General features: G+C 28.1%; 4 protein-coding genes and 1 other RNA gene. 2 read left to right on the forward strand and 3 right to left on the reverse strand.

Annotation, left to right across the window (positions count from 1 at the left end; genetic code table 11):
- Positions 1-247: 247 nt before the first annotated feature.
- An RNA gene (ffs, locus tag HACICURT3053_RS02230) (signal recognition particle sRNA small type) lies at positions 248-344 on the reverse strand.
- A 2,595-nt stretch (positions 345-2,939) separates the two neighbouring features.
- Between ffs and cls the strand changes: the two genes are divergently transcribed.
- Together cls and HACICURT3053_RS02240 are read left to right on the forward strand one after the other, a co-directional pair.
- Positions 2,940-4,403, forward strand: a complete 1,464-nt coding sequence (cls, locus tag HACICURT3053_RS02235) for a cardiolipin synthase (RefSeq protein WP_157992110.1) — start codon at positions 2,940-2,942, stop codon at positions 4,401-4,403.
- A gap of 1,007 nt (positions 4,404-5,410) precedes the next feature.
- A complete protein-coding gene (locus HACICURT3053_RS02240) occupies positions 5,411-5,941 on the forward strand; it encodes a single-stranded DNA-binding protein (RefSeq protein WP_157992111.1) in 531 nt (176 codons plus the stop codon).
- 1,001 nt (positions 5,942-6,942) lie between these two features.
- Here HACICURT3053_RS02240 and typA read toward each other — a convergent pair.
- Both typA and recC read right to left on the reverse strand, forming a co-directional pair.
- Entirely contained in the window at positions 6,943-8,766 is a 1,824-nt protein-coding gene (gene typA / locus HACICURT3053_RS02245; protein WP_157992112.1) for a translational GTPase TypA, read from the reverse strand.
- 2,715 nt (positions 8,767-11,481) lie between these two features.
- Positions 11,482-14,844, reverse strand: a complete 3,363-nt coding sequence (gene recC / locus HACICURT3053_RS02250) for an exodeoxyribonuclease V subunit gamma (protein ID WP_157992113.1) — start codon at positions 14,842-14,844, stop codon at positions 11,482-11,484.
- Positions 14,845-14,911: the final 67 nt, after the last annotated feature.

Genomic DNA, 14,911 nt, shown 5'->3' on the forward strand with positions numbered 1-14,911 from the left:
TTTTACTTAAAAAATAGAAAAAATGAAAAATTAGATATATCTAGCTTTTTTCTTAAACAAAAGAAAATATATTATACACTCTGATTCTTATGTAGAGACTGACCATATAAGAAAACTATTTTTGCCTAAAGAATAACATAGAAATGTTACTTGTTATTATTCAGACTACAAAGTTATCCATATCACTTTAATATATCAATCAAATATAAAATGATCTAATCATTTCCTAAAAAAATAGGTGGGAGAGCTGCATTAGCTGTATTCCAACACATGTATTATTTGTTACGGCTGCTTCCTTCCAGACCTGACCGAATTCTCAAATTAACATTGTAGGTACGCTAAAAGCTCTCCCATTGACATACTAACAGTCTTCAATACATAAAAATATTATGATTTTTTTTCCAAAAAAATACAAACTATCTCTTCATTATTATATTTTATTTCTTTATTGTTTATAAAATCCTAATGTCCTATTATATAGATCTAAAAACTAAAAAGAAAGCAATTTTCAATAAAAAATATTAAAAATATTAAAATTTATTAAATATAATGTAAGAGTGTATTAAAATTATTCAATAATAATTATTATTAAAATTTTAATAATTAATTGATGACATTTCGATAGGCTCTCCTTAACAATTATAGATTATAAATATGAAATTAACTCTTTTATTATGTTATATATAAAAGAAAATACATTAATCCCTAAATCATAATATGTTACATAAACTTACACAATTAATAACTTAGTAAATATATTCTATTAATTCCTAATTAATAACATCTCTAAGCGCTTTTCTAGGGAGATATTAAAAAATGCTCAGAAAATTATACTACTTAACATTAGTTTTAGTTAACCAATTAGGTAATCTTTTTTCCTATCTCTATGAAAAAAATTACTAAACCAAGCTCGCTCTGAAAAAGCTTAGATCAACTATCTCTAACTAATAGGTTAAAAATAAACTCAATTGAATTCTAATATATTCAATTATAGATGTTCAGAGAATTTACTCTTACAACAATTATTGTAAGTATATATTTAAGTATAAAATATATATTTAAGTATCATAGATGTATTATCTGGATAACAACTCAGATCTTAATAAGAGTTCGCATTATAATCATAGTTATATAAGTTATCTTCTCTACATCTCGATAAATGTAGACCTATCACTTATATTATTCTAAATTAATACTAAAAACTTATTAAACATCAATCAAATCTTGATTATTTATCATAACAACACATTTTAAAAGAAAACAAATATAAAATAACCTATAATTAAGTTAAAAGCGTATACTTAACTAATACAATTAACGAAATTAAAAAATTTTTATCTATTTGTCTAGCAAGTAAGTAAACTTATTTAGTTTTGTCACTAAAACGCGGCCAATTAATCACACTATCGTTTTTTATAAGTCACTGATCTGTCCAAATGATTAATTTTATTCTATCACTCAAATATAATCAATCATATAAACCCACATCAATCAGAAAAATTTGATTACTCTCTGTAATCCTATCTACAGAAAATAGAGACGCTACTCTTTATTTTTAAAATAAAACAAATCATATATTTAATATCAACAGGGTTTAACCCTAAATAATGATGCCTTTCTTATGATGTTTATAAATACATTACTCTAAAAACAACTGCTATTCTTGGAGAAAACTCTAAGAAAAAGAAATAACAATACTAGAAACTACTTCTTAAAAACAAGTTAACTTAATTTACTCATATTATAATCTGATGAGCTTAATTAATTCTGTAATTTTATGATTTCGACTCTGTCAATAAACCAAACCAACATAGACAGAAGAGTATCATAAACTAAAGTGGTCTAACTAAATCAAAATTTAATCAAAAATTCTATTATTAAATAGAATAACTATATCAATAAACCTAGACCTAATATATCATATGGTATAATTATCTGACCACTACAAAAACTAAGTATTATTGATATAACTAGAACTAAAATCGCTAATCATAGGATGATTATATCATATAAATAATACTTTCGTAAAAAAGTATGAAAAATAAAATCTAAAAATAATTCAGTTTCGAACTATTGAGAAAATTATTGCAGTTACATACCCTCATTTACTACCCTCTTTTTAGATTAAAGGACAACTCTGAAGTAATAATATTTATTACATTTAAATCTGTACGCTTAATCAGACTGATTTAAAAATCAATGAAATATCTTATTTTAATTAAAGTGATGAGAAATTCTAAAATAGAATACATTACCATGATCAATTTTTCAATATATATAAGATAAAAAATCTTTCTTTAGCTATAAACTATGGTTAAGATACAATAAAAAAATAATTAATCTATCTGGTATTATCTACGATGAAAAAAAAATCTAAAGTGTTAGAAAAATCGAAAATATGCATTTTAATCAAAAATATCTATGTTTTATGAAAGATATACAAACCAACGTGTTAATTATAGGGAACTACATAAAAATACAATCATAAAAACAAGAGGAGAATAAAATAAAATCATACTAACTCTTAATATAAAGATACAAATATTCGCTACATATAACTAGATTATCCACATGAAAATAAAATACAGCATAAAATAATGTATATTTTACATTAAACTAGATCAAATAAATCCTGATTCAAAGATGCACAAAAAGTTCCAGAAAAAATATATTTTATATCCAGTATATATTCTTATAGTCAATAAAATTGATATTTCAAAAAATAAATTATGTAAATTTAATCATAACCATTTATCTAATCATTAGTCAGAAAATAGAGATTCGAAAAAAACTATCTACATTAAAATCAAATTATATTACCATGACTAATGACAATATTAATGTTAAAAAACAAAATTAGCATGATAAAAGTCACTATATCACGAGTTCTGATGCTTTAATAAAGCTAACACAGACCTGTGAACGAAACTGCATATTTCATGATTACCTTTTATACTATAACAAACTGGCTACTAATATTTAGTTACTGGCTATTGATTGCCGGCGTAACATTACGAGTTTTAATTAAACGACGCTCTGTACCTTTCGCTATGGCGTGGCTTCTAATTATTTATATCCTTCCTCTTCTAGGAATTATTGCCTATCTTTCACTAGGAGAACTATATTTAGGAAAACTCCGTACTAAACGAGCTCGAACTATATGGCTATCCACCTCTATATGGTTAAGAAATTTAAAATCTCATCAAGATTTTTATGATAAACAAAACAGTGATATCGCTCAACCATTGTTTCAACTTTGTGAAAAACGTCAAGGAATAGCCGGCGTAAAAGGAAACCAATTTGAGCTCTTAACAACTAGCAATTCTACACTGAAAAACGTAGTACAAGATATTCAACTAGCACTCAATAATATTGAAATGGTATTTTATATCTGGCAGCCTGGTGGACTAGCTGACGATGTTGCAAAAGCGCTTATGGCAGCCTCACGCCGAGGTGTTCATTGCCGTCTATTACTAGACTCTGCTGGAAGCGTAGAATTTTTCCGTACGGATTGGCCTAATCTGATGCGTAATGCTGGTATAGATGTAGTAGAAGCGCTTCCAGTTAGTCTTCTTCGTATTTTTCTCCGACGAATGGATATACGTCAACATCGCAAAGTTGTGTTAATTGATAACCATATCGCCTATACTGGGAGTATGAACTTAGTAGACCCTCTTTTTTTTAAACAAGAATCCGGAGTTGGTCAATGGGTGGATCTTATGGCCCGAATCGAAGGTCCGATTGCAACAGTTATGGGCATTATTTATTCAGGAGACTGGGAAATTGAAACAGGTAAACACATCCCCCCCCCTTCTGTTCTAAATCATACTACACTTCCATTGAAGAAAACAAATGATCATACCATTTTAGTTATTGCTTCAGGCCCGGGCTTTCCAAAAGAAATAATTCATCAGTCTCTATTAACTGTAATCTATTCTTCAAAAAAAACGCTAATCATTACTACTCCATACTTAGTGCCTAGCGATAATTTACTACATGCAATTTGCACTGCATCTTATCGTGGCGTAGATGTAAAGATTGTTGTTCCACGCCATAATGACTCCATTCTAGTTCGATGGGCAAGCAGAGCATTTTTTAGTGAGCTACTTGAATCTGGGGTAAAAATCTATCAGTTTGAGGGGGGGTTATTACATAGCAAAAGCATTCTTGTAGATGGCCAACTTAGCTTGATTGGTACCGTAAATCTTGATATGCGTAGTCTATTGCTTAATTTTGAAATTACTCTAGTAATTGATGATGATAAATGTGGTAGAGAGTTATCACGTATACAAAATGAATATATCTCTCAATCACGTCTAGTTGATGCGCTACTCTGGTCACAACGGGCTTATTGGAAACGGATTATAGAGAGACTATTTTACTTCTTTAGTCCATTACTATAACGAATAGTAAATATAACAAAACTCTTAAATTATAAGAATTATAAATACACTGATTATATGAAAATTGATATAAAATAATCAACCTATTCTTTTCCTAAAAATAATTAATAATTGATACACATATCTCAATACAACGCAACACTTACTAGAATATGCACATCAGTATACAAAAAGAACTTTCTTCTAAACAGAAAGGATATTTAAATAAAATCTTAATACTAAATTCAATAAAAAATCACATTAAATTAATATTTAAAATTATTAGCATATCATTCGTACATTCGAAAGATCTTAAAGAATAAGCAAGTAAATATCTTACAATAGGTAATACTTACAATAAACATCAGAAAAAATCATTATAAGAAAATTCAAAATGAGCAATATTGAGAGTTGATAAGTATTTTAAGCGAAAAGATTACATATAGTAATAACTCAGTTATAATTTATTATAACTTAATCCACGAAATCCTTTCCAATTCAAATTTTTAATAATTTTTAACCAAAGACACAATAAAATTTTTCAAACTTATAAACCTATAAAGAAAGACACTATTACCAATCTATAAAAATTATTGACTATAGAAATCTATATATATAATGATTATGTAGCAGACTAAACAACTGTAGACTATAATATAAAAGATATCTTAGATAATATATAGAAGGCAATGTAAGAATATAAATAAAAAAATGAATACTAGTGACATCTAACACACCATAATCTCTTACTAAATAAAAAATTCTTTGATTTTTATAACAATGAAAAGTTCTATTCTTTTAAAGAAGAAGGCAACACCAATATCAAAACGTAAAATTATACTTAAATTAAAATATTAAAAATATTGAAAATAAATTCATATCCCTCTTTTCAATATATGAAAATTTTGTATAAAATCAATAATTAATTAGAAATACATTACCTTCATATTTAATAAATATAGATGTTAGGTACCAACTATGGTAATATTTAGTTTTAGTAAAATAACATTATGATTTGGAGATATGATATGGCCAGTAAAGGAATAAATAAAGTTATTTTAATCGGATATCTAGGGCAAGATCCAGAAATTCGCTACATTCCTAATGGAAGCGCTGTAGCGAATATTACTGTAGCAACATCTGATAGCTGGCGCGACAAGCAAACCGGAGAAACAAAAGAAAAGACTGAATGGCATCGCGTCGTATTATTCGGGAAAATTGCTGAAGTAGCGTCTGAATATCTACGCAAAGGCTCTCAAATATATATTGAAGGAAGCTTACAGACTCGTAAATGGACAGATCAGTCCGGAATAGAAAAATACACTACCGAAATAATAGTGAATCATGTAGGAGGAACTATGCATATGCTAGGAGGTCGATCCCAATCTAACCCCGGAAAAAGAACTGAATGGGAAGAAAAAAACCAAAATGAACACGAAATTAACTTATCTAATGATTTAAATAAGTTGTCTAATTCTCTACCACAAAAAATAAAACACAAAAACATCATTCAAGATAATGATCCACTTATTAATTTTGAAGACGACATTCCTTTTTAAATAAAATATAAAATCTATAACATGAACTATTAAATTCGATTATGCATATATCTCTTACATATTGTATATACAATATTTTATTAAAATAATAAGTAATGACTTATGGAAAAAAACTAAATAAACAAGACTAAAAAAATTTATCTAAATAAATAAGCAATATTAACTAAAAAAACTAATATATCTAGTAAATAAATAAAGAAAGAATTGACAGGATCTAATCAAACTACAAGATCCATTTAATTAAACAAAACTATTACATTTTTGATATGATCTAATATCTTCTAAACACATTATACTAAACTTCTAATCTTATCTCTTCATGCTATTTAAGAAAATTATTAGACATAATTAGATCTTCTCCTGATGCAACGTGCATTAAACTTAACCATCAATAACATTATTTTATTTTACGATAGTAAAATATCTATTGTCAAGTAATATAAAAACTAAGGCACGTATATTTCTATCTTAATACTAAGATAAATTGATAAAAAATAAAATCTCTACACTCAACTAATAAAAAAATAAAACAGTCCATATACCTTATCGATTATCAAGTTAATAAAAAATTTTCATATTTTATATATAAACCATCTCCCTAACTAATTCATTTAAAATCTTAAAAATTCTAAATATAATTTCTAACAATCTCTAAAATTCTTTTTGAAAAAAGAATATATAAAATGATAATGATCAAGTTAATAAATAATATTAAAACTAAAACTCAAAAAAAATCACTACAAATTTTATATCTATATCTATAAACTATAATACGAATTGTTAAACACTAGTGACGTAACCATACATACTAATAATCTACGATACTACAAGATTAAAATTAATAAAATTATTAATGAATGACAATCTAAAATCATATCAATAAAAAATCTAGATAAAGATTAGATACTTTACTGGTTATCTCAATATGATAAAAGCGTGATCCAAAACAACATTAGACTATTGTCTCTATCAAATAACATAAACTGAAATATGATAAAAAATTAAGAATCTATCAAGCGTCGATTAGCTTGTTTACGAGCATTTTCAGTTAAATAACGTTTCCGAATACGCACGGACTGAGGAGTTACTTCTACTAATTCATCGTCATCAATAAATTCAAGTGCTTTCTCTAAAGTCATGTGAATAGGAGGAACTAATATAGATGCTTCATCAGTACCAGAGGCACGCATATTTGTAAGTTTTTTACCAGTTAAGCAGTTCACCGTAAGATCATTTAAACGCGAATGCAAACCAATCACTTGACCTTCATACACCTCAGAACCATGACCAAGAAAAAGCTTACCGCGATCCTGTAGACTAAACAAAGCAAAAGCAACTGCTTTACCTGTTCCGTTAGAAATTAAGACACCATTCTGCCGTTGGCCTATTTTACCAGGAAGTATATCATCATAGTGACTAAAGGTAGAATGCAAATTACCTGTACCAGAAGTAATCATCATAAACTCAGTTCGAAAACCAATTAAACCACGAGATGGCATTAAATAATCAAGACGAATTCGACCCTTGCTATCAGATAACATATTTTTTACTGATCCCCTTCGCATACCCATAGCTTGCATGACAACACCTTGACTTGATTCTTCGATATCCACAGTGACACACTCAAATGGTTCTGTCATGCGACCATCCATTTCACACAGAATCACTTTAGGACGGGAAACAGCAAGTTCAAAACCTTCACGACGCATAGTTTCAATTAATATAGATAAATGCAACTCACCACGACCAGATACTAGAAATACATCAGAATCTTCGGTTTCTTCGACTCTTAATGCTACATTATAGAGCAACTCTTTATTTAGACGATTTAAGATCTGACGTGAAGTAACAAACTTCCCTTCTTTACCAGAAAACGGCGATGTATTCACGTTAAAATACATACTCACAGTAGGTTTATCAACATTAAGAGTAGGTAATGGATCTGGGTTTTGTGGATCACAAAGAGTATCAGAAATATGTAATACACCAAGCCCACTAATTGCAATTATATCACCAGCTTCAGCGTGAGTCGCTTCGATACGTTCTAAACCTAAGTGAGTAAAAACTTTATTGACTTTACTATTACGAACTTGACCTTTACTATTAATTATACTAACTAACTGATTTGGTTTAACTTGACCACGCTTAATACGTCCGATACCAATGAGTCCAACATAATGATTATAATCCAACTGAGAAATCTGCATTTGAAATGGTGCGTTTATTTCTACCTTTGGAGGAGAAGCGTGATTAATAATGGCTGTATATAATGGAGTCATGTCGTCTGTCATATTCTTATGATCTAAAGATGATGTACCATTTAAAGCAGAAGTATAAATTATAGGAAAATCAAGTTGATCATCGTTTGCATCAAGATTCACAAACAAATCAAAAATTTGATCTACGACCCAATCTGGTCTAGAACCTGGACGATCTACTTTATTAATAACAACAATTGGTCTTAAACCATATTCAAAAGATTTTTTAGTTACAAAACGCGTTTGAGGCATAGGTCCATCTATAGCATCCACCACAAGAAGAACAGAGTCAACCATCGACATCACACGCTCTACTTCACCACCAAAATCAGCATGACCAGGAGTATCTACAATATTGATATGATGTCCATGCCATTGAATGGCAGTATTTTTTGCAAGTATAGTAATTCCACGCTCTTTCTCTAGAGTGTTAGAGTCCATTATACGTTCAGTGATTTCAGTTCGCTCATCAAAAGTACCAGATTGTAACAGTAATTTATCAACCAAGGTAGTTTTTCCATGGTCAACATGAGCAATAATAGCAATATTACGCAGCTTCTCAATCACAACTTAGCCTCAGTCATTAAAAATAACATTTCTGTATGTGTGTACATAAAATAAATAACTTAATATATTGACATATAACGCGCAGTTAAAAAAATGTTTTATCTTAAATCTCATCTTAATAAAAAGTAAATTAGTAATTTCACATTACTTGTTTGTTCATTAAATACATGGCAAACTTAGTATATGCATTCATGATTATTCTATACGACGATAGATAGATAATATCATGTTTTACAATTAGAGAAGGTGATATTACATTTTTTATAGATAACATACCTATATTGGAATACATTCTAATCCCACATATAAATTAATTAATTTAACTAATTATATTATTCAATTTTATATCTTTTTGAATAAAGAGTGTATTATATTAGTAGATATACTATCTAATTCTTTCTTTAAATTAGCAAAATTTTATAAAAAAATAAACCAGGTCTAAACCGATCTTTCGAAATTCCTATCTTTCAGTAATTGCAATTTATTTATAAATTTCAATAAAAATTTTTATATTAAAACACTATAGAAATAATCTAAAAAGTAAAATATTGTATACATACAATAAAGATGTGATGTCAAAATAACTCATATGTAACAAAATTACATACATAATCGATACGTATTAAACTTATAATATTTTTTAATAAAAAGATTGTTCAGTCTTTAACCTAAGACAATTAAAAAAAAATAAATTTCTCTATTTACTCACTTATTATCAATCAAAACTTTATAACACTATACATTACCTTATTCTTGTCTAAATTAAATAACATTAACTAAACCATAACTATAAAAAGAAAAAAGAACAATAATTTATTATATTAAAAATTACTAGAATTTTTACAAAATAAAATGAATAGTAATTTATTTTATCATTATAACATAATTTTATCTAAGATCTTGGAAAATAGAAAAATAAATTTTATTTTAAATAATTAAATAATCCATATAGAACTTATAATATAGAAATTCTAATACAGATGAGTATTTAAGGCATTGAATTATAATTCACTATATTGTATATGATACTATCAACCCCCATGTTATTACATAACCAAAAGAATATCAGTCAACATATTTAATTGTTAGAAACATACTCTTAATTCAGAGAAACGTTATAACAGTATGAAATAAGTTATCTTATTATTAACTCAATTAAAAATAAAATATTAATGCATATCTTTCTCATAGAGCTAACCAGAAATATTTTCTCTGATCTATTTAATTATAATATACTGATTATACATAATTATTAATATACTAATAAATCATCATATTAGAGATCTAGTCATCTCAAAAATATAAGACAAGCTTAGAACATTCAATATTTTTTTCTAAATCAATCGTCTCGATAACAAAATATAATTTAAGTAAAATTAATTTATTTTCTATCTCCTATGTTAAAAGACATAACCTATTAATACTAATAAATATTCAATAAATAATAATATTTTTAACCATAAAGAACTACGAAAAAAAATCTATAATATATAAAGATAAAAATATCAACCAGTTTTATATAGTTCTAATTTCCAATTCACTTACCACTGCCTTCAATAGTTCTTTGCACATCGATTCAGTTCTTCTTCGTATATTATTCTTTTAATAATAACAAATCTAGATTATATATTACTATCAATGATAGTGACAATCTCTAACATACCGGAAAACTATCAGTATAAAAAATAAAGAATAGTCATCAAATCTACAAAGAAAATATATGTAACGACCAGTAACTCATTCATTACAAATGATACGAGAATAGTATCTTCAATCATCGAAAATAAATCAAATTATTTAAATTTAATATAGGAAATAGAAGCCTTGTGTTAAAAGAAGATTTCTATTTTTTATAAAACAAAACAGTACATAATTTAATATTTTATACATATCCTGGCCAATCAAGTGACTCTTTCTGTAGAAAGACTAAGTCTTTCTTGCAAAATCTTTTTACAATAATAGAAGTTAAAACATACATGACTATGTTCTATCTACTAGGATTAAATCCTATCTATTTTAGATCACTCCTCAAAGAGTTATCCAAAACTAATTTATTTTAATATAAAATCTATTATAGATAATCAAAAAAACTAATTATTGAGCCATAAACTCTATCAATCAATCATCTAAGACATCTATATCTAGGATATAAAACCCAAGTTGCTCTTCCTTTCCCTTACTATAAATGTTCATTTTCTATATGTTCTGATTATATCTGACTAAAAATCGATTTACCTTAACATAGGACTGCTTTATCCACTTGCTCATATATCACTACATTTTAAAGAAAATATTCATGACTAAAATTAGATATCATTATGAACCTAATCTACCAAAATTAGGCAATAAATAAAGATTTTTAAAATCTATTATTAACAATAATCTCTATACTAACAACAATATGTAACCCAATGGCATTCTACTAAAATAGAGACATTAAAACACATCCAAAAAAAGAATCTGATATACTTAATTAAAAGCAATCTATTTTAAATACATTACCCTTTATGATAATTTTTTAACATATATAAGAATATATTGTTCTTTATAGAACTCTTTCAAGAGTAACATGTTATCTAACATCGATCTATCTATAATTAGCATCTCTTGTTTTATCTTCTAAGAAAATATACATCTTCTTAAATGCTAATATATTTAAGACAAATAATACGTAAGATATCCTTAATTATTGTAATAAACTAAAACCTTTCTTGGTTATACTTGATTATATCGCAATACAGATGTGTACCAGAGCTCTGCCTGATCTGTTATTAACTTAATACTATCTTTGTTTAAACAAGGTAGTAATCTCTGTAAATAAACATCATTTCTTTCTCCATCTGTCTGGCTATTTCCTTCCCAACATTGTAATAACTTTCTATATGCTTTTTTTTGAGACAGATCATTATTGTTAATAATACCCATTTTCTGATCAAAACATGCTTGTAACCATTTTCCTCCAGAAAAGGTAAGCAATAAGGGACTACGCATACCTAGTCGATAACCATTAATATAATCTAATAGATGCTTGTACGCATCATCTATGGATACTGGAAGAAAATGCCATAGACTATTATTACATCCAAACATCAGGCTGAAACCAGTACCTCCAGTAGCACAATACACTAAGTGCTCTAACCATAACTTTAAACCATGTGATAAACGAAGCATACTGGGAGACCAACGTAATAACCCATTAACTTGAATCTCAGTTAAAGAACCGGTAAGAACAAAACCATCAATCATCAAAGATATGTTTCTGTTTTCTAATTTTGTGCGATAAGACTGAATTTTTGTAGCTATCTCGCTCATTTTATCTTCTTGTTCCCTCCAAAAAAGATCGCCCCATGAACCATAAGGCAATAGACCCGATGCGCGTGCTTGTTTATAAAGAAAGTCAGTTTTTTTATCATTAATAAGATGATCTAATAACTGACTATTCATCTGATAACAACTAAGTCTATCCAGTATAAATGATTCCGTATCTGGTAATATACATTCTTCTATCTGAAAATACACACCAAGACGAGATTGAAAAAATGATCGAACAGGATGAGTCCAAAAATTTAAAAAATGATTCAAACTAATATTTATTTTATTTTCTCTTAGTGAGCTCTGTATAAAAGATGAATTCTTCATATTTTCAGCACTAAAAGAAGGTAAGTACTCAGAATCAATATTATAAAATTTTGATTGAGAAGTAAAATTCTCTGTGGGAAACAACATACGATTATGTGAATATTGAAGATGTTGTACTACAGCCTTAGAACTACTCTCAATATCTTTATCTCGATATTCAGGCAAGCAAAAGCTTTGACTAATATAGTCTATTAACTCATTAACTAAAATTGATGGATAACATACAGTATCATCCTCTATAGATCGAAAAATATAACTAATGTATAATTTTTCCTGAACTGAACATAAAATCTCAAGAAATGAATAGTGATCTTCTCTAGAAGAATCAAGATACTCTGTTTGTACATTTTTTTGCATTAAATCAAAACTACATGGAGATGTAAGACGCGGATAGACACCATCATTCATTCCTAAAAGGCATACTACTTTTATAGGAATGGATCCCATAGAAGTAAAACTACAAAAATTAATTGCCGAACCTATAGAATAATTACTTTTTTTTTGAGAGTTCCACTCTAATTCCAACTCTTCTCTTAAACGTGATAAAGGAATCTCTTGTTGATACAAAGAATCAATGCCGTAATTAACAATTTTATTCCATGTTTGTTCAATTAATTCTAACTCAGTTTCATTATCGCTATCTCTAAGAAAAAAATCGTCCATGATCTGACGATAAAAAAGTAACCAACTAGATAACTCTAATGGCTGACTAAGCCACTTTTTCCAATATGTTAATTTCATTACAAATTCAGCAAAATTACCTATTACTTCAGGCATTAACCCACGACACTCATCAAAAGGCAAAACTCCCTCCCATAAACCCCCTTGGCTATCCATTGCGTGGCCAAGAAACATACGACTTAAACCATAACGCCAAGTATGCTGACTAACGACAGGAAGATCAATCTCATAAAAAACCTCATCATCTAACCCCCATCTTACTCCCGATTTTACTACCCACTTACGAAGTATAGATAAACCCTCAGAATTTATAGAAAAACGACTAGCAATTACAGGAACCTCCAACAGAGAAAGAACCTCTTCAGAAGTAAAACGACTATCTAGCAAAATAAGCAATGTTATAAAAGTTTGAAAAATTAAATTGGGCTGAGTAGTCACTCTAGAATCAGAAATGGTAAATGGAATAAAACCATCCGAAGACACATCACCAAAAACAGATTCAATAAATGGCGCGTAAATATTGATATCAGAAACCATTACAATAATATCACGAACACTGAGCGTTGAATCCTTCTCCATCATATTTAGTAACTGATCTCGCAAAACTTCAACTTCACGTTTTGCACTATGACATAGATGAATTTCTATTGATCTATCATCTATGCTTAATATACGCTTTGTATGACTATGGTTAAACTGATTTCTATTAAAACCAATAACAGAATGATCCTCTCGTTCTAACAAATCTCTTTTAAGAATATTTATCAAACTAGTAGTTGAAATATCTACAAAATCAGATACTTGATATGATTCAGTTTTTTCTAATAAAACAAAATATTGTCTCCCCCATTGACCCCACGAAGCTAAAAGAGGATTAATTTCTTTTCTTTTCCTAATCTCAGAAAATGATAAATTAATATCATCACGACCATGCAATTGTTCTATCGAGTTTTTCTTTTTATAACACAATGAAACAGAATTTTTAAGTTTCTTAAAAAATTGATATTCCTGAATCTCACCCCAATAGTAACGACAAGGGTTAACACACATAAGATAAATATTAGTGTGCTTACCTAAAGCCTCTAAATACTCAGCCGGTAAAGATGAGAAACCAAAAATAAAAATACGGCTAGGAAGATTAGGAATCTTTAATAATGCCTGCTGTAATGTAGAGATAAAATATTGATATAAACTTGCCCTATGCCAAATGGACTCTCCTAACTTCTTGGTATATTTTACTAATTCCATCCATAATTTAGATTGCCATGCCTGATGGATTCCTAACTCGTTCTCTATTATTTCTCCATTTTCCCATGCATTTAACCACTCAGGTTTATGAATGGAATACTGTTCAAATAATTGAGCAATACGCTCTGTTAATTGAAATAACTTACGATATTCTTGATCGTTACTTAGATACTGACCGATCATACTAAAAGATTCGTGTAGCAAAATTGTAGGGAAAAGAGCCCTTAACTTCCAACGTATATTAAATTGATTAAACGTACTGTCTCGAGTAAAAAAAGGAAACACACGCGCAAACATATCCCACATAAAAGCAGACGGTAAAAAAAAATCAATATTAGCAGCTATACCAAGTTCTTCAGATAATTTTATTTTTAGCCATTCTCTTATCTGAACGCTTTGTATCAAAAATACTTCAGGGCACAATGGGTTTGAAAGAGGTGTATTTTCTATTTTACTACAAACCAAATTTTTCAACATCTCTAAATCATTAGAGTGATAAATAGTCAGCATGCTTACTAGTCCTTAAATAGTAAGAGAATTAGAAATGAATATAATAATAAATATTTTAATTATCATC

The organism is Candidatus Erwinia haradaeae (assembly GCF_900698855.1).
In the GTDB taxonomy this organism is placed as follows: domain Bacteria; phylum Pseudomonadota; class Gammaproteobacteria; order Enterobacterales; family Enterobacteriaceae; genus Erwinia_E; species Erwinia_E haradaeae_F.